We start from the raw sequence: 18,426 nt of genomic DNA, 5'->3' as shown, positions 1-18,426 counted from the left end.
CTTAAGATCATACAAAATATCTTCTGGCTTTATCGGATGCTTACCGATCCGCATAAGCATATCCAGCAATTCTGAAGAATGATGAATTCTGCTTAACAATTTTGCAACCCGGGGATGCTGCATTTCTTCAGGAGTCAATTCTCGGCTGTCCAGCCATTGCTGTGCTGTAATTACATCGCCATTCTCCATTCGTTTCGTCCAAACAAGCTTTGGTACAATACCTTCCGCAGACAGTACTGCCAAAAAAGGAGAAGAATTGCGCTTCAGGAACAGGCGCTTCCGCTCGCTATGTGCATAATATGCTTCACCTGAAGACCCACCAGCAGGAGTTATTGTCCAATCATCACCTAATATGCTATCCAACCAATTCATCTTCGATTCCTCAAATCTTCCTTGAATTTCTTCATCCAGAAAGCATCACAAAAACAGGATGCGCAGCTAGCTTGCCTATTATTTTTATTTACGCGATGTCTATTTGTTAACTCACCGAACCTACTAAACTATTTCCATGCCGATTGCATCGGGAATTTTTCGTATGGTTCAAAGCTGAATAAATTAGTATCCTAAATAAGCAGACATATTTTAGATTAACTTATTCAAAGGGGGAATTTCAAGAAGTTAATTTCGTAAAAGCACCAAAAATTTTCCTGCTCTCCGTTTCTTTCCTTACCAAACAACTTTTGCACACACCTATTTGACCATCTGTCTGGAACTGGATCGGTGTTTCGGAGTCAATGGCCAGGGAGGATACTTGGAAATGGGAAACTTCTTTTAATTTCATATGTTTTCCTCCGTATACGCTGATAAAGAACAATAATAATTTCCACTTGGTGATATTCTCCACCACCAGTACGGAAAACGTATGAGGCTGGATACTTGCTTCCGGATTAATTTTCATCCCGCCACCGAAGTAAGGATGATTAGAAATGGTTATCATCCAGGCTTTGTCCAGTTGCTTTGTCTCCCCATCTAAATCCAACCGGACACTTAATGGTTTAAAGTCTTTTATTACCATGAATAAACCTAAAGGGTAACTCCACCTGGAAAGCTTTAATCTAGAAAACCATTTAATTGATTTAATCCTTTCTGCGGCTGCTGTAACCTCCGCTTCCAGGCCAAACCCCAAATTATTGACAAAATGGCGGTCGTATTTTTTGGTTCGTTTATCGGTCAAATACACTCCCGGCCAATACATTTTGGGGCGTCTTTTTTTCACTATCGACCTAAATATCGTTAAGGGATCCCGTACGAGTGAAATTCCTCTGGCGAAATCATTTCCACTTCCCGCAGGTATAAACCCAACAGGAAGCCAACTGTACTGCTTCAGGCCATTCATCACTTCGTGTAAGGTGCCATCCCCTCCAATGACTATTACACTTTCGACTTGTTCTTTATGAATTTCGGCAACCTGCTGGGCCAACTTTTCCGCATGTCCTTTATACTCTGTTCGAAACGATCTGCAATAGTTCATTTGAAACAAAGGATCTTTCTCTAGCTTTTTCAGTATTTGTAGGCCTTTCCCATTTGCCGCCATTGCATTTACGATAATTATATACATGACCTATCCCCTATTCGATATCTGAATCCCCTCAGAAGCCTTTTTATTTTAACTCTTTTCGCACCGTTATTCCTTTTAAATCATCCCTTCGGAAACAAACTGCAACGTAACATTTGGTGACTTCTTCCTATCCTTTAGACAAAGGTCCTACTGCGCACATACCCTGACTCTCCCCGGGACAGCTGACAAGCACGCCTCGCATTTTCATCCTGATCCTGGAAGAAGCGGCCATTTCCTACCCTAGAGGCTTTGGAAGAACCCTAGAAAGCGAAGTGCACGGCGACTTAAGCTCGCTGCTTTTTAAAGGGTTGAGATAGTGAACATTATCTATTTATATCGTATATTATCTTTATTGTGACAAACACTTTTTTGGAAATAGACACGCTTTGTCTATAGCGGTTGAGAACCATCGTTTTCCTCCCATTCTCTCCGCCTGACAGCAACCGTCTGGCATTGGTTTAATAAGGCTTTGCATACGATCAATTGCTTATGTTTCAATGGGGAAACTTCCTGCCTGTGTTGAAGAAGCCAATTTTCATGCTCCTTTTTATCGACTAATCTGGTGTGAAAGGGTTCGCGTTCAAAGGAAATCTTGTTTATACGGGAAAGCACGGTTTTCTGAATAGGAAAATCCAATTGATGCAAATCCAAGGTGCTCTTAATGATTTGCTCGGTCCTTCTCAAGGAAATCATCGGACTTAAAATCCGCTCGTTCTTTCCTTGCATGTTGATCTCCCACACTCGCTCTTCACTGGCTAAAATGACATCTGCAGAAGGATATTCTACTAGATTAATAATTTCTATACCTTGCGGTTGAATCAACACGATGTCGCCCTCTATCACACTATTTTTCACATTGAAAACAGGCTCATACATGAACAAATAGGTGTCGGGAAATCGCTGCAGGAAATACTTTAGAGTTTGATCTTGTAAAAAAGTTCTATCCAAAAAAGACGTTTGGCTTACGGTGGAAGAAGCCCACTTCAATTGAAAAGGAATCAGTCGATCGAGAAAATTCCGTTTTAACCGTTCTTTCGTAGGAGGTATTTCTACTATATCATTCTCTGTTTTCCATTCTTCTTCTTGTTTGCCTTTCCTGGAAAACATCGATCGCCACCTCGATGGCTCTGGTTCCTGCTGTTCCGGCTTATCCAGCTCAGAATGAAGACGGTCTGCTTCCCATTGATTTAAGGTTTTTTCCCACTTTTCCTTTTTCATTCTGCTAAATTGACCAGGATAATGAAAGATGTCTTTCTCATAACGTGATATGTAATTCTGTAATTTTACCAGTTGCGCCAATCGCTCACCTCATTTTAAGCGGACTATTTCAATCGCATCATATTTCGGATTCTGGGCTGGATGTATTTGGTATAAATGAATGCGGTCGACCAAAAGGCTTCCAAAAAACTGCTCATCTGTAAGCGGAGTACTTATTTTTTCAGTTCCTGCCCATTTCTTTGCGAGCGTGATATGTGGACGGTAAGGTCTGTTTTCTGACGTCCATCCAAAAGCTAAGCATAACGACTCTACCTCTTTTTGCAGAGTTGTCAGCGGGCTGGTTTTTTCCACTCCAGCCCATACAACTCTCGGCTTTTGAGGATTTCCAAAGTGACCAATCCCTCGGACTTCAAGAGAGAAACGGTCACTTTGATGGAATTGCTGCAAGCTTTTTTTTAATTCTTTAATCGTATTATCGGCTGAAGCGCCGAGAAATTTCAATGTAATATGCAGATCCTGCGGATGCGTCCAATTTTTAAACTCCAAAGCAGGGTCTTTCTTTAATTGTTCCTGTACGGGTTTCAATTTTTGTTGGATATTTTCATCCAACGGTATGGCGATAAAATAATGAGACTCAGCCATCCACGCTCATCCTCCTACTGTAAGCAACTCCTCGGTCTTTACTAACCGCTGTAAATATACAAGCAGTCCAAGACCGGATAAAGTAATTAAAGAGAAGAAACCATACATGACAAAAATGGTTCCTGCGTCTATCATTATACCACCCAGGAACGTAAAAAATGCATTCCCAACCCCATTACCGACAGCTGAATAAACTCCCACAGCGGTAGCTTGTAATACTTTCGGTGCAATGTCACGGATGAATATCAAAGCTGCCGGGACGTAGAGACCAACAGAAATACCTTGGACGATTGTCGTTGCATATACCACGCTTGTCGGAGGTTCAAAAAAGTACAATAACCATCTCGCACTGGAAACACCCCCGCTAATCAATAGCACATTCATGATACCCAGTCTATTAATGATTAGCTGGGTGAATCGCATAAAGGGTGCTTCACTGCCGGCTGCCAACAAGAAAGCCACACCTACACCGGCGAGCGTTCCCCCGGCAGTCAGTACAAACGTACCGAAGTAAAAATTGTTGGCCAACACCGGGCCAAACACTAAAAAGTTGGCTAGTAAAAACAAACTGAATTCTTTTTGTTTAAACAGACTGGTAAGCCCTGTCCGAAACGAAACCGAGACACCTTGTCCACGCTTAGGAAATTCAAACAAGGTGAGCAGCGACAACAAAATAGCTAAAGAAAACGCATAGAAAATCCAATTAATCGAGTTAGAAATATCGGTCAAACGGCCGAGCGTAAACGCTGCTACGGCAAAGCCAACAGATCCCATCAGCCTGATATTTCCGTAATCTTTGTTATGGGTTTGTACATAATTCAGCGTTAAACTGTCTGATAGCGGGATGATCGCACACTGAAAGATTGCAATGATGATAATCCCGAAAACTAATGGATAATATCCATTCAACAATGGATAAGCAAAACCTAGCAGCCCTGCTGCCAAGCCGGAAATCAATAATAATTTTCTTGGGTTTTTTGTAAAATCACTAATTGCTCCCCAAATCGGCTGGAGAAAGACAGTAACCAACGGAATGGCGGAAACAATCACACCAATTTCCGTATGGTTCAATCCTTTCTCTTCCTCCAGGAAAACGGCAAGCAACGGAAATAAAGCACCATTAGAAAAAAAGGTGAAAAAATAGAATACTTGTAAAAAACGGTATGTTTTTTCGTGATGTACCATTCTATCCCCTCTCTATTTTATTTTTCTATTTAGTGTCTATTCCCGATATACTTCCGTTGTATTCGTTCATATGTCACTGAATCGCATATAACATATAATTCTGCATCCTCCGGTAACCTATTATCCAGCATGCGGTTTACACTAAGATTTGTATGATCTGCGATAAGGGTTGCCCCGTTTTCCAGTAACTCATTGAATGCATCCCGATAAGTGTTCCAATGGCTTTGCCGGGGGATGTGATACAAATCATCTCCAAACGATCTTCGCAAAAGTTGATTGTACACACTAGAAATGCCTTTACGGAATGCAGATCGAACAAATAAAGACGAAATCGTCTCGTGCGAGATGATAAACTCATCCACCTGAATATGTTCAAAGTTCTTAAGATGTGCTTCTTCCATGACTTCCACAATCGAATGGACATGGGGGGCCGCCGCCTCAACAGCTGTGGCAACCAACAAAGTTCTTCCATCTGCCAACTGTTTGTCCTGTACTCGCTCATCAGCAAATATTAACACGGCTTCCGCTTCTTTTATGTTCGCCTTTTCCAGGACATCTCCTCCTGATACATTGCCTCTAATGTAATGAATGTTTTCGGTTAGCATCGGAGCCTTTTCCAAATCATCTACGATGACGATTTCAACGTCTTTTTTCGTTTCCTGCATTTCCTTGATGGCTGCTTTTGCTTTATGAGACCAGCCTATGATAATATAGTGCCCTTTTTCACGATACACAATATTCCCCTCCTCACGATCTTTCCGGAACTTTCCGAGTCTATCTAAAACCTTTCCTATGACAACCCCTATGAGACCGATCCCCAGTATGTATAACACTAACGCAATCATCCTGCCGCCAATGGTTGCAGGAGAATAGTCACCATAGCCGACAGTAGTCACCGTAGTCATAGTCCATTGTGTGTACAAATAATAGTGGTTGTAATGGTTGAGTTGTTAAGAGAGAAGGTTTGTGTTAATTTCACCCAAGAAACTTTTTGTGTTTTTGGGTGAAATTGCATTTTAGCGTTCTTAAATGTGATAATTCAAAGCAATATTCGGATAGATTCACGTAGCTTTTTCCATTTTTTCATTATCCCCTAATAAAGCCCTTTTTGCACCTTTCCTTTTTTCCTTATCACACAATACATAAAGAGTATCACCTTTTTCAATAACTGATGAGCCAGTTGGAGTAAGTAATTTTTTGTTGCGGGTTATACCTATAATTAATGTGTCATTGGGTAGTTTTAAATTGATTAACGACATCCCAATAGTTGGGGATTGTTTCGGCATTGTTATCTTCATAATTTCGGAATCAGTAGTTCCAAGATTTATTAATTCAATACTTGCATTCCCATTATCTTCTTCTCCTGTTAATTTTAATTTATCAGCAAGCCAAGTTAATGTACTTCCTTGAATTAAAGCAGATATTAATACTACGAAGAATACAGTATTAAAAATCAAATTACTGCTCTCTACCCCTGCAACGATAGGGTAGGTTGCTAATACGATTGGAACAGCACCCTTTAAACCAGCCCACGAAATAAATAACTTTTGCTTTAAATTATATTTCATAAACATCATACTGATAAAAACAGCTACTGGACGTGCGACAAACATTAGGATAATAGCAATCAAAATGCCTTGCCATATAACCTCTGGCAATTGGCTAGGGAAAACGAGTAGTCCAAGCAATGTAAACATAACGATTTGCATCATCCAAGCGAAACCTTCATTAAACCTTAATATAGAATATCTGTAAGTTAAATCACTGTTTCCAACAAATACAGCCATTACATAAACAGCTAATAAACCACTTCCCCCAAGATAATCTGTGATAGCATAAGTACAAATTGCTGTTCCCATTGCAAGTACAGGATATAATCCAGAAGTGTCTAATTTAATGTTGTTTATAACCATAACAGTTATTTTTCCGAGTACCAATCCTAACGCCAACCCAAGACCCATTTGTAGGAAAAAGCCTCCGACTGCTGACCAAATTGAAGTTTCGGGGACTTTAATCATTTCAATTAACATAATAGTAAGGAACACAGCCATAGGGTCATTTGAGCCAGACTCTGCTTCTAATGTAGCCGTTAAACGCTTGTTGAAGTTTTTATTGCCTAATACGGAGAAAACTGCTGCGGCATCAGTTGAGCCAATAATTGCTCCCAAAAGAAGCCCTTCTAACAATGAAAAATCAAGAATATACATTGCAAGAACACCAGTTATTAGTGTGGTAATTAAAACACCAATCGTTGCCAAAGAAGTAGCTGGAACAATTATAGGACGAATTTTACTCCACTTCGTTTGTGTTCCACCTTCAAATAAAATAATAATTAAAGCTAATGTACCAATAAACTGTGTAAGTTGAACATTTTCAAAATACATAACTTTGTTTAGGAGCATTCCACCGAGTAGGAAAAGAATAAGAGAAGGTAGTCCTAAACGAGAAGAGAATTTCGTAGCTAACACACCAATAATCAGCATAATCGAGAGTAAAAGTAATAATGAGCCTATTAATTCCATAAGAACAATCCTTCCGAAAAAATAAAGTTTAAAGATATATTCAATGTTATACCAATAGTTTTATATAAATATATTTTATCATAAGCCAAATTAGTATTATATTATTACGGTTCTAAAACACATCATAGTCGTCCGCTAATGATTTCTTATTGTTTTCTTTATTAAAGTCTATAACCTTATCTGATTTAGAACTTTCTTGATGTTGTTCAAACATTTCAAAGAATGACTGTGGCTGATTAAAGGCTTGATTTAAAGCATTTTCAACTAATTGGTGTCGAGTTTTCCCTGTACGGATAAGGTTTGTCAACGGAACTTCGTCAGAACTACTATATTCAAACATCTGAAAAATAAGGGTTTGCAGATTATCAACCATCTCTTCTGCTTTTCTTCGTTTTTCTTTTTCTTCTTCAATTGAAAGCTCAAGTTTCTTAATTTTTTCTCCTAAATTATTCTCACGCTCTATTGCATCATATAATTGTAATTCCATTGGTTTTAAAAGCTTTACTAACTTCTCTATGTCTTTATAATTTTTATAAACAACGTCTTCAACTGGCATAATATCAACTTTCTTACCGCTTGATGCTACAACGCTTTTAGAAATGACTTCATTTGCTTTATCAATAGCATTCCTACCTTGACGACCTGACTTTCTCCAAAAGTCATCAGAGAACTTTTCTTTAATCTTTCCTTCTTCATATAACTTTTTAGCATATTGATAGACTTCTCTATACTTGATTTTTCCTATTACCTTATTTGACTCAGCATATTCATATATAATATTATCTATTAAATCTTTAGGATATAGTTTTTTCTTTCTTCCTGCCTTTCCAGTAGACAATGTTATCACCTTCTTATGTTATGTTTTATTTGTGCTAACCTATGAACTTCATCTTTTATTTTTGTAAGAGTTTCTAAATAGTCATTATTTATTTTGGGATGTAGGTCTTGTTTGTTTTGCATTAATTGTTGATGTAAGTTTCTGAAAAAAGCATATAGGTCGTCAATTTTTTTACGTTGTTTTTGTAGTTCTTCTTGAATTAGTTTTCTTTTCTCATTTAATTCCTGTTCATCAATTCTCCAATGTTTACACTTAATGCAAGAATCTGTATAACACCGTTGTAATTCGTCTGTACAATACCCGATTCTCAATTTCTTTTCTGAATAAGACGGCTTGAAAAGCATTCGGAATTTATCATTAATACTTATATCATTAAATGTATTTAAGCTGTTTTCCTTTGTCTCATTTGTGAATTGAAATTGCGACATTAACTTTTCGACTTCACTATCCACCCAATATTCTTCGTGTTGAAAGTAATGGTATTGCGCTCTAACTGTCGTATGACCACCTAAACGAGCTATTTCAACAGGATGTATCCCTTGCATTAAAAGGTTTAAAAAAGCAAGGTGGCGTGTGTCATTTGGTTTTAATGCTTGTTCTACTTTAATTCCATAATCTTTATGCACAACTTCTTGATAAAAGGAATTAAGAAGGCTCTGAAAATTCCCCAAATGCATCTTTTTAGTATTTATCTGCCTTGGAATAGCATTGCTTTTTGCTGATGCTAAATAGGAGATAAGTGTTTCACTTTCACCAAATGGCTCTGTATAATATATATATTTCATTATAAAGTCATATAAGTCTTCGGGAATAAGGAAATCATTAATTAGTTGTACGTTTCTCCTTGATTTTGCCTTCTTTTGTTTCTTTCTTGTTAATTTAATATAAAATTGGTTATTTTGCGGATACACGGCATTTCTTTTAATTAAACAGAACTCGATTGAACGTGTTGGGATAATATTAGTTAATCTCCACCATAGATAAATCGGAGCATAACGAATATAATCAGCATCTTCCCAATTTTGATTTTCAAAATAGTCATCTACAACTCTTGAAAATTTCAATATATCTACTGACGATGGTAATTCACGTATGCCAGATTTGTAGTTTAGTTTGTTTTTAATATCTGTTAATTGTTTAATATAAGTTCCTTCTACATTCAATTCTTCATAAAAGTCTATAAAGTTAAGAAGAGAAAGTAAAATTTGTCTTTTAGTCTTATCATTATATTTTGACTCTCTCAGCATATATTCACTAAAACTATCCAAATAACTTTCATCGAAAAATTTGTTTTTTTCCAAACCTATTATCAAATAATGATAGTAGCTGGCAACTGTCCAAGCGGTGTACGACTGCAGTAAATGGGCAACCCAACACTTGATTACGTTGGTTAATTCATTAGAGTTTATTCCAAATGGTTCTATAACCCTTTTAAATTCGTTAAAATTAATACTTTGATTATGGTCAAGGTAATGATGTGCCATATTCCAAACATCTTCTTCAAATTTAATCTCAAATTCTTTCAAATTTTCATTTGCAATATCTATACTTGTTTCTACATCAAATGACTCATCAGCCAATGAATCTAAATCAATATCAATTTCTTCAGCAATTGACAACTTTATCACCCCTCTTTATTCGTGATATATCCAGAAATGGAAGGTAAATTTTTTAGTAATAAATTCATTTCTTCACCCTGTAAATTCATAAAGGATAATACTTCTTCTTTACCATATCTTTTAATAGCGTCTTGAATTAACATCATATCTTTGTGGAACAAGTTTACAAATTTAACCTTTTCGGCTTCGTATTCCAACTTTTCAAATTCTTCCATAAGAAATACAAGTTTTCGAACAAAAGAATCACTAATAGAAGATAAAGCATAAAAATGCGGAATGCTAAAAGGACAAGTATCACAATCTCTACCTGGATACATACAACCTGTCTGTGCAACTAAACATTGAAAATCTTCTTCTTTGCTCGGTAGCTGAAAGGTTTGGAGTTGGAATTGTCGCTCTTCCAGTTCTTCTTGACTCATTTCTCTAATAATATTTGATACACTATCTCGTTCAGTTTGTATGTGATTTAAGAAAGCAGATGTAGCCTCAACCTTGTAAATATTTCCGAAATTTTGTTTTATTAATTGACTATTATGTGTTTTTTCTTTTGTATCTTCACTTTCCCCATACAAGACTTCACTGAACATCTTAGGTATATATCCAAAATTATCACGGTCAAACAACTGTGATGTTAGGAAATCTATTTGACTTTGGGGAATTTCAATATAGATATTTGTTGTTTCAAAATCATAATGACCCCTAAAAAATTTGGCGATTTCCATTTCATTACCGTTCGCTCTATCTTTTACAATGCTATACATATAGGATATTAGACTACGATTCATTTTTAGAGATTTAAACTTAATTGCTTTGCTTAAATTTTCAAAAAACATTCTTTCTTTACTCTCGCTTAATCGCTGATATTTAGTTTTAAAGTCAATAGGAGAGCTTCTTAATGGATTTTCATAACTAACCCTAAGTTCGCAAAGAATAATCGCTGTTGCAAATGATATGGCTAATTCCTCTGAACAAAAGAAATATCTTTTAGCTCCTGTTTTGTTATGAATCATTATTTTCCGTTTCACTTGTCGGATAATTTTTTGGGCAAGTTCAAAACTTACTTGATTGTCATTAAACCAAGTAATATCTGTGATGCCAAAAGTCTCTATATTAATCCGTGGAAAAGTACTTACTATGTCTTGATGTCGCCAAGGATTGTTTAAGTGAATCAGAATATATAACCAAGCTGAATCGTACCTACTATAATTGCGATTGTCTCCATTGAGCAGTAGCTCAATATCTGTTATAGCCTTTTTCCTATGGAAATCTGTTTTATTAGCGAACTGTAAAATCTTTAAATAGTCCTCATATTCATATATACCTTTCTTCCTTTTTGTTTTCGCTCTGTTCTGAAAAGGATTAGGTATTTGACTGATGTTATACACTTTATATTTCTTCTGTTTAAATTCATCATAGACTTCTTTTAAAAATTGGTAGTAAATTTGCTGGTGTACTTCTGGAACTCTGTCCATAAATAACAAAAGTGTTATTTCTTTGGAAGTTAAACTATAAATTTCTTTAGGTAATTGTGTTAGATGTTTAGTACATTTTAAATAACGTGAAATCCATTTCCGTGTAGTCAACTCATTCTGCTTATTTGGAGTAAGTAACTGATTTTTAATGTAGGCATACCATAATTTTTCGGTGTTTCTTAGGATATTTGGTAAGATAACTTGGTGAGCGTCAATTTGATACTGAAATGTCTGATAATCATTATCTAATTGGACATTAGTGCTTTCTCTTAATTTACGCTGTTCAACAATTTCATCAACCTTTTCTTTTGGATAAAACCAAAACTTATCTTGCTGTTTAAAAAATGGGTTTAATAATGCTGGAACTGGTTCACCTTTTAATTTTAATCTCTTATCATTGTCGTTCAATGGTTTCCCGTTGTTTAATAGTTCTCTAACCTGTGTATTAGTGTAATTCTTCTCTAAACTATCGCTTAAAAGTTGTTCTTGTTTAACCTTTAATTCTTCTATTATCTTGCAAGGAAAGAACTGAACATTGCTTTTAGTATGTATCATATGTTTATCCAATTTTTCTTCTATTCGCACTGCATCCCAAGACTTCCTTGTTAAATCCAATACCCTCATACATTGCTTTGCATTATAATAGCCATCCATTGTTGTTCTATTCTTTTGAAAACTATTCTTATACGCAACGTACTTTTCTATGCCACTTCTTTTGTAGAAACGAAGATTAATATTATTCACGGTTGTTTTAATTTCATCGATTTTGTGCTTATTTGCTAATTTTGATAAATAACTATAATACTGTTTACTACTATCTAATGAAATCATTTCAAGGGCTTGTTTTGTATTTATATATTCAGTTTGAATACGGTTTACATCAGTTAGACTAATAAAGATTTGGTGTTTTTCTCCTTCAATAATGATAAAGTATGGCACTTCAATAACATCTAATTCGCCATTATTACCAAGTTCAAGAAAGCACTTTTTAAGTGACTTTGTTAATTTTTCATTATATATAGCTAAAAATTGTTCCAATGGTATATACTTCTGTTTGATATTATTTTCTCTTTGATATTGCTCTTCCACCTGTTGCATTGGTATTTTTATAACACCGTTTATTTCCTTTTCAGTAAAGATTCCAAGTTTAATTAAAAGTTTTACTTTTGCTCTTGTAAACTCATATTGTTGATATGACTTACCTCTCTCTAATAAACTTCTACTAACCCATTGTTCCTGCATAACTATAAACATCCTTCCAACGAGAAAGCTTTTCCGATTGTATTTCAGCTTTACCTTGCTTATAGGCTACCGAAACCTCATTAATGGCTTTTTCAATGTTCTCTATTGCATTTTTTTCCTCAACATAACTAATTGCACTATCAATATTCTTATCTCCACGTGCAATAGCTAATTGTGATACAGACAACCCTATATCTAATAAAAAGTTAGTGAAAACACCTCTACCGATGTGAGTACTCCAAGGTTCACTCAAATACTCATAATCTTCTAATCTACCTACCTCTATTAACCTATTTAAAAACTTTTCTTTAACCTCGCCAAATTTCTTCTCGTAGTTTTGACCAGACATAGGCATTCCATTTGAGGGATTAACAAATAGAGATAATTGATTGCTTACTTTATTCCTTTTCTTCATATCATTTAGCCGATACATATGTTCTTTATAAACTTCACAAAGTAAAGGGTTAATTAAAAGGGTTTGATTTCTTGGGTTCTTCACTTGCTCTTTATCTGTGCTACTAAGGTGGGAAAATAACTTTGTTTGATTATCTCTTACTTCAAGAGTAATCCCTCTCTCACCCCACTCTCCCTTTGTTTTAACATTGGGTAGGGTAAGGTTTACAACTTCCCCACGACGTAAGCCACCATAAAATTGTAAACATAATCCAAGCGCAATTTCTGGTGATTCAATTCTAGCTATGTCAATAAATTCTTTTGTTAATAAGTATCTATTTGCACCAAAGTCGTGAAGCAAATCATCTATATCAGAATTAGTTCTTTGTTTAGGATACTCCGTTTCTAATGCACTATGTTTAAATGGGCTATTTGCATATTCCCTACCATTTGCAGATTTTGAGTATGTTAGATTAACTTCCGATTCAAGTATACTTTGTTCAATTAAGAACTCTAAAAACACGATAAGGTATCTTTCTATGCCTTTTACAGAAACCTGTTTAAGTCCTTCTCTTGTTTTATATGTTATATAGCGACTAAAATGTTTTAACTTTAGCCCCCTAATACCTCTATGCTTTAACTCTATAAAATCCTTATCACTTTCTGCAATCTTATCTAAAGCGTAATTAAGGAATTTACATACTTCTGATGCTGGATTTCTTTGGCTACTAAGTGATTTGCCAGCGTATCTATATTTTGTTTTAACGAAGTTGGTTAATGGAGAAGGAAGGATAAGCCCACTCTCTTCATTTCTAATGGCTATTTGAACAACTCTTTCTCTTTCTATTTCACCCTGTATTATGTTATCCAATTCGACTTCTTTCACTATGTATGTATATTTTCTCTCAGTATTCATCTCTATCCCCCATAATGAGTCTAATTATAACACATTTTATCACATTATGGGTAAAATAAAAATCCCTACCAAACCCTAATAGATAAAGAGTTTGATAGAGATTTATCTTTACGAATAGCTTTTACACCCCAATAATGTATATACAAAGTCCACCAAAAACCATCGAAAACAGTAGGAAATGTATCGGGTTCCACCACGGTAATTAGTACAGAAGCAAGCAAAACCAGCAATGCGCTTGTAATGAAAAGCGCCGTGTTACTGATTGCCACCACCTTTAAGATGAATTTTCTAATCAAATAAATCGTCCCCCTTTGTGAAAATAACGTGAATTATCAGTAAAATAGGCAGAAATTCTAGCGTTTTTAACGAATAGGGTGTAAAATTATAATAACTTCGAAGGTTCACTTGCACCACAAAACTAATGACTTGAACATTAAGGAGTGGTTTTTTGAATCAATCAACAACCCGGATGCTGACTCGGGTGAAGGCTGTTTATCTTTATATAAGAGAGAATGGGACAGTCACCACTACCGAATTAGCTGAAGAATTTGGAATCACCGATCGAACTGTTCAACGTGACCTACACGTACTAGAGCATAACGGCCTGGTAGTGAGCCCAAATCGGGGAAGATGGAAAATCACTAAAAAGAAAGTCAAAATTTCGTAAATGATTGTTCATTATATTGCAAGTGGCTGACCATAGATTGTCAGCCTATTTTTTTATGTGCTCATTCTGTAAATAATTCAATTCTTCTTCTGTTAACTCCCGGTATTCTCCTGTCTGCAATTCAGAATCAAGCTCAAGACTTCCCATGGAAAGTCGTTTCAAATAGGTGACTTTCTTTCCGACCGACTCAAACATTCGTTTCACTTGATGGAATTTCCCTTCTGTTATAGTCAACTCGATTTCGGAAAAATCTCCCTGCATCAATATATTCAAGTCTGCAGGCTGGGTAATATACCCATCATCCAAGGTTACACCCTTTTTAAAAGCCTTTTTATCCTCCTCTGTAACCCTCCCCTCGATTGTTGCATAATACGTTTTCCCTACATGTTTTTTAGGGGAAAGCAATTGATGGGCAAGCTTGCCATCATTGGTGATTAGCAGCAGCCCCTCGGTATCTTTATCCAGCCTTCCGACTGGAAAAGGATTCAAAACAGCATCTTCCGGTTCTAACAAATCGACCACTGTCAAATCGCGTTGATCTTCTGTAGCAGATACGTATCCAGGCGGTTTATTCATCATCAAATAAACCGCCTCTTTGTATTCTACCGTTTCACCAAAAACGGTGACCACGCTTTTTCCCGGATTTACATGCGTCTGAGGAGACTTTATGACTTTATCATTACACCGGACATTCCCTTTTTTCAATAGATCTTTTACTTCTTTTCTGCTTCCGTATCCCATGTTGGCAAGCAGCTTGTCGATCCTCATCCTGTTTCCTCCTTATTTATTTTCTGCGTTTTAGAAACTTATCGATGATTCTGACCCTGCTTCCCAACACACGTTCCAGCAAGGTTGATTCATAACATAACCATAAATAGACGATCGCCCCGGCGATTACTCCGACCGCCAGTACGAACACTCCCTCTGCTCTGCCATCTTGGTAAGAAACAAAAAATCCAAGTCCCCATTTCACCAGCCAGACAACTACTCCCATTATAGTGGCAAAAATGGCAATCAGCATAGACCGCTTCCTAAATTGTTTTAACGGAAAGGCAACTGCTTGTTTTACTCGCCATAGATTTAACAGGACAGCAGTAAAGACTGCTAGCATTGTAGCAAGTACGGCTCCTTTTGCTCCAAAGGTATGGATGAACGGGAGGTTCAATAAGATTTTTACCAACAAACCAGCCGTAAGACTGATAACGGCAAAGCGCTGCTGGTTTATTCCCTGCAATATCGACGAGCTGACGGTGAAAAATCCAAAAGCTAGTGCTACCGGTGCATACCATCCTAATAAGGATCCGTTTAACTGAATATGGTCCGTTCCATAAAAAGATTGATATGCCTCATAAGAAAGAATGGACAATCCAACGGTTGAAGGGAGAATCAGCAACATGATCGTTTGCAGCGATTGATTGATTTGCTGATACATCCGTTGCCTGTTCTTTTCCGTAAATGATTTCGTTATCGCAGGCAAAGCAGCCAACGACATCCCCGTCGCGATTGTCACAGGGATAATCACCAGCTTATGTCCGTACAAGTTGATGTTCGACAAAGCGATATCTGCCATATCACTTTGTCCAATCGCAGCCATCCCCCGTTTAAACGTAACCGAATCGACAAATTGATAAAGCGGCGTCGCGATTCCCACCAGCACAAATGGGCCAGCATAGCGAAACAATTCTTTAAACAAGGCACCCATCGGCAGATCGTAACTTTCCACCTGCTGTTCAACCTGCCTGTCCAAGTGACGCTTTCTTTTCCTCCAAAACAACCATAAAACAAGACAGGAAGCTATCGCCCCTACAAAAGCTGCAAATGTAGCAAATCCTACCGCTAATTTCGTTGTTCCACCAAATACATCGATTACTAAGTATACTGCAACCAACAAAAATACGATACGGACGATTTGCTCGACCACTTGTGACACAGCAGTCGGTCCCATGGATTCATATCCTTGGAAAAAACCTCTGACTATACTCATTGCCGGAATGACCAACAAGGCAAAGCTTACCATTCGGATGACCATTGCCACATCTGCAGCAGCAATCCCTTCCGAATCATCTGGTATATAAATATTAGCTAATATTCCAGCACCCAGAAACATGATCAAAAAAGCGAAAAAACCAGTTATCGCCATTAAACTGAATCCAGCTTTAAACATTTTTCTTCCAGTTTGATAATCGCCGAGCGAATTATATTTCGAAACAAATTTGGACACGGCCAAAGGTACACCGACCGTCGAAATACTGATCAGGATGTTATAAGGTATATATGCATACTGGTATAACGCTCCACCTTCAGCACCTACGATTTCATTAAATGGGATGACATATATCATCCCTAGAAATTTCGATATAAATGTGGCGGCAGTCAGAAGCATTGTGCCGCGTACTATATTATTAACAGCCATGATAATTCACCTGCATCTCCTTTATCTAACCAGTCTATTTTATCATATCGTTCGGATTCTAACAGAATTTTGCGGTTTTCTTTTTGCGTTATTTTCTATTTTCATGATTATAAGGAAAAATTGCCAACCACCCATATGTGGTCATTCCAGGGTGCTTCCACATTGGAATTCTGCATATTTTTTCGCATAGGGAAGACATGCTATGCTATAGTAATGAAAGACTATATAAGGAATCCTACCCTATATACCCAGACAGATAACAGGAAGGAATGAAGGAATTTTGACTTATCAAGTAGTCGTGATCGGGGGCGGTCCATCTGGATTGATGGCTGCAATCGCCGCTGCCGAAAACGGCGCGCATACACTTCTAATAGATAAAGGAAACAAATTGGGGAAAAAGCTTGCCATTTCTGGAGGCGGACGCTGCAATGTCACCAACAGGCTTCCACAAGAAGAAGTGATCAAACATATTCCAGGAAATGGCCGTTTTTTATACAGTGCTTTTTCCGTTTTTGACAATTACGATATCATAGATTTTTTTGAAGGTCTCGGAGTAAAATTGAAGGAAGAAGACCATGGCAGAATGTTCCCTGTCAGCAATTCTGCTAAAAGTGTGGTAAACGCCTTACTCAATCGGTTGGAGGAACTAAACGTAACAGTTAGGACTAACACTCCCGTGGAGGCAATTGATTACGGTGAAAGCCAGCATACCATTATTCTTAAAGACAAGGAAAAAATCACAGCTGGCGCTATCATTGTCGCTGTTGGTGGTAAAGCTGTCCCCCATACAGGAAGTACAGGAGACGGCTATGCGTGGGCGAAGAAAGCTGGTCATACAATCACCGGTATCTATCCAACTGAGGTACCCCTTCTTTCTTCCGAAACGTTCATAAAAGAGAAAAAATTGCAAGGTCTCGCTTTGCGTAATGTCGGTTTATCCGTATTGAATTCTAAAAACAAAAAAATCATCACTCATAAAATGGATATGCTATTTACGCACTTTGGCGTTTCCGGACCTGCTGTACTCAGGTGCTCCCAGTTTGTTGTCAAAGAATTAAGAAAAGGAGCCAGTACCGTAACAATGGAAATTGATTCATTACCAAATCAAACCTTCCACCATTTACTGGAGGAGTATAAACGGCTTTTAGAAGAAAACCCTAAAAAAACGGTGAAAAATATATGTAAAGGTTTGGTTCCTGAACGATTTCTTGATTATTTGCTTCAAAAGAATAGTATTTCCTTAGAAGATCGTGCAGCGAATATTTCCCGGGAAAAGTTTTCGGCATTTATCCATGACCTGAAACATTTCCAGTTTACTGTAAATGGATCCCAACCTATTGAAAAAGCGTTTGTAACAGGTGGAGGCGTTTCTACAAAAGAAATTATCCCGAACACTCTACAGTCAAAATTGATGCACGGGCTTTATTTTTGCGGAGAAATTCTGGATATTCATGGTTATACCGGGGGTTACAATATCACTTCAGCAATGGTTACAGGCAGAGTAGCAGGAATGAATGCTGCTTGGGAATCTTTGGCTAAGTAACGCGCTTGCCCTGCTGCCTCACATATAGCGATTAAACGGGTTCTCTGTCAAATGTGGTGGTGTGATTTTTCTTCCATCCTCTCTTTATCGAAAGGCTCATTCTAAAAACAGCTATTTTACTCAGACCGCAGAGGAAATAAACTCGCTTTCCGCGGACGAACGCCCGAGCCTCCTCGCAAAGCCCGCTGTGGGGTCTCG

General features: G+C 37.2%; 15 protein-coding genes and 1 pseudogene. 2 read left to right on the top strand and 14 right to left on the bottom strand.

Translation table 11 applies throughout. The features are described 5' to 3' along the window. The 12 genes and pseudogenes from BN1067_RS10780 to BN1067_RS10725 all read right to left on the bottom strand — a co-directional run. A pseudogene (locus BN1067_RS10780) lies at nucleotides 1–372 on the bottom strand (phosphotransferase); the annotation flags it as partial. 238 nt (nucleotides 373–610) lie between these two features. After that, nucleotides 611–1,558, bottom strand: a complete 948-nt coding sequence (locus BN1067_RS10775; RefSeq protein WP_053218859.1) for a diacylglycerol/lipid kinase family protein — start codon at nucleotides 1,556–1,558, stop codon at nucleotides 611–613. A gap of 390 nt (nucleotides 1,559–1,948) precedes the next feature. Then, nucleotides 1,949–2,857 carry a hypothetical protein gene (locus BN1067_RS10770; protein WP_053218858.1) on the bottom strand — a complete coding sequence of 303 codons (909 nt, stop codon included), beginning with the start codon at nucleotides 2,855–2,857 and terminating at the stop codon, nucleotides 1,949–1,951. 9 nt (nucleotides 2,858–2,866) lie between these two features. Beyond that, on the bottom strand, nucleotides 2,867–3,418 hold the full coding sequence (thpR, locus tag BN1067_RS10765) for an RNA 2',3'-cyclic phosphodiesterase (protein ID WP_053218857.1): 552 nt from the start codon (nucleotides 3,416–3,418) through the stop codon (nucleotides 2,867–2,869). 6 nt (nucleotides 3,419–3,424) lie between these two features. Next, nucleotides 3,425–4,603, bottom strand: coding sequence for an MFS transporter (locus BN1067_RS10760; RefSeq protein WP_053218856.1), 1,179 nt, complete (start codon nucleotides 4,601–4,603; stop codon nucleotides 3,425–3,427). Between the two features lie 29 nt (nucleotides 4,604–4,632). Beyond that, nucleotides 4,633–5,508 (bottom strand): ion channel, encoded by an 876-nt coding sequence (locus BN1067_RS10755; RefSeq protein WP_110943457.1) that lies wholly within the window; start codon nucleotides 5,506–5,508, stop codon nucleotides 4,633–4,635. A gap of 156 nt (nucleotides 5,509–5,664) precedes the next feature. After that, nucleotides 5,665–7,125 (bottom strand): potassium/proton antiporter, encoded by a 1,461-nt coding sequence (locus BN1067_RS10750; protein WP_053218854.1) that lies wholly within the window; start codon nucleotides 7,123–7,125, stop codon nucleotides 5,665–5,667. Between the two features lie 112 nt (nucleotides 7,126–7,237). Beyond that, nucleotides 7,238–7,963: a hypothetical protein gene (locus BN1067_RS10745; RefSeq protein ID WP_053218853.1), complete on the bottom strand. Its 726-nt coding sequence runs from the start codon at nucleotides 7,961–7,963 to the stop codon at nucleotides 7,238–7,240. A gap of 5 nt (nucleotides 7,964–7,968) precedes the next feature. Beyond that, nucleotides 7,969–9,582, bottom strand: coding sequence for a site-specific integrase (locus tag BN1067_RS10740; protein WP_053218852.1), 1,614 nt, complete (start codon nucleotides 9,580–9,582; stop codon nucleotides 7,969–7,971). Nucleotides 9,583–9,587: 5 nt separating this feature from the next. Continuing rightward, the gene (locus tag BN1067_RS10735) at nucleotides 9,588–12,296 is read right to left on the bottom strand and encodes a hypothetical protein (RefSeq protein ID WP_053218851.1); all 2,709 of its coding nucleotides are present in this window, start codon (nucleotides 12,294–12,296) and stop codon (nucleotides 9,588–9,590) included. Continuing rightward, nucleotides 12,277–13,605, bottom strand: a complete 1,329-nt coding sequence (locus BN1067_RS10730) for a site-specific integrase (protein ID WP_053218850.1) — start codon at nucleotides 13,603–13,605, stop codon at nucleotides 12,277–12,279. The genes BN1067_RS10735 and BN1067_RS10730 overlap by 20 nt, the downstream gene beginning before the upstream one ends. A gap of 65 nt (nucleotides 13,606–13,670) precedes the next feature. After that, a complete protein-coding gene (locus BN1067_RS10725) occupies nucleotides 13,671–13,901 on the bottom strand; it encodes a hypothetical protein (protein WP_053218849.1) in 231 nt (76 codons plus the stop codon). Between the two features lie 152 nt (nucleotides 13,902–14,053). Between BN1067_RS10725 and BN1067_RS10720 the strand changes: the two genes are divergently transcribed. Continuing rightward, on the top strand, nucleotides 14,054–14,272 hold the full coding sequence (locus BN1067_RS10720; RefSeq protein WP_053218848.1) for a DeoR family transcriptional regulator: 219 nt from the start codon (nucleotides 14,054–14,056) through the stop codon (nucleotides 14,270–14,272). 45 nt (nucleotides 14,273–14,317) lie between these two features. On the opposite strand, the gene BN1067_RS10715 is transcribed toward BN1067_RS10720, so the two are convergent. Continuing rightward, nucleotides 14,318–15,040 (bottom strand): pseudouridine synthase, encoded by a 723-nt coding sequence (locus BN1067_RS10715; RefSeq protein ID WP_053218847.1) that lies wholly within the window; start codon nucleotides 15,038–15,040, stop codon nucleotides 14,318–14,320. Between the two features lie 16 nt (nucleotides 15,041–15,056). Beyond that, nucleotides 15,057–16,685, bottom strand: a complete 1,629-nt coding sequence (locus BN1067_RS10710; protein ID WP_053218846.1) for a putative polysaccharide biosynthesis protein — start codon at nucleotides 16,683–16,685, stop codon at nucleotides 15,057–15,059. Between the two features lie 280 nt (nucleotides 16,686–16,965). Between BN1067_RS10710 and BN1067_RS10705 the strand changes: the two genes are divergently transcribed. Further along, complete coding sequence (locus BN1067_RS10705) at nucleotides 16,966–18,228, top strand: BaiN/RdsA family NAD(P)/FAD-dependent oxidoreductase (RefSeq protein WP_053218845.1); 1,263 nt, start codon at nucleotides 16,966–16,968, stop codon at nucleotides 18,226–18,228. Nucleotides 18,229–18,426: the final 198 nt, after the last annotated feature.

The organism is Virgibacillus senegalensis, from assembly GCF_000821245.2.
Taxonomy (GTDB): domain Bacteria; phylum Bacillota; class Bacilli; order Bacillales; family Amphibacillaceae; genus Sediminibacillus; species Sediminibacillus senegalensis.
This window is presented reverse-complemented; position numbering and strand designations above follow the sequence as displayed.

What these genes read in the sequence shown, in the direction of transcription:
- BN1067_RS10735 (WP_053218851.1), bottom strand. Translation starts at nt 12,296, where the DNA reads ATGCAGGAACAATGGGTTAGTAGAAGTTTATTAGAGAGAGGTAAGTCA.
- BN1067_RS10710 (WP_053218846.1), bottom strand. Translation starts at nt 16,685, where the DNA reads ATGGCTGTTAATAATATAGTACGCGGCACAATGCTTCTGACTGCCGCC.
- BN1067_RS10730 (WP_053218850.1), bottom strand. Translation starts at nt 13,605, where the DNA reads ATGAATACTGAGAGAAAATATACATACATAGTGAAAGAAGTCGAATTG.
- BN1067_RS10775 (WP_053218859.1), bottom strand. Translation starts at nt 1,558, where the DNA reads ATGTATATAATTATCGTAAATGCAATGGCGGCAAATGGGAAAGGCCTA.
- BN1067_RS10760 (WP_053218856.1), bottom strand. Translation starts at nt 4,603, where the DNA reads ATGGTACATCACGAAAAAACATACCGTTTTTTACAAGTATTCTATTTT.
- thpR (WP_053218857.1), bottom strand. Translation starts at nt 3,418, where the DNA reads ATGGCTGAGTCTCATTATTTTATCGCCATACCGTTGGATGAAAATATC.
- BN1067_RS10750 (WP_053218854.1), bottom strand. Translation starts at nt 7,125, where the DNA reads ATGGAATTAATAGGCTCATTATTACTTTTACTCTCGATTATGCTGATT.
- BN1067_RS10755 (WP_110943457.1), bottom strand. Translation starts at nt 5,508, where the DNA reads ATGACTACGGTGACTACTGTCGGCTATGGTGACTATTCTCCTGCAACC.
- BN1067_RS10715 (WP_053218847.1), bottom strand. Translation starts at nt 15,040, where the DNA reads ATGAGGATCGACAAGCTGCTTGCCAACATGGGATACGGAAGCAGAAAA.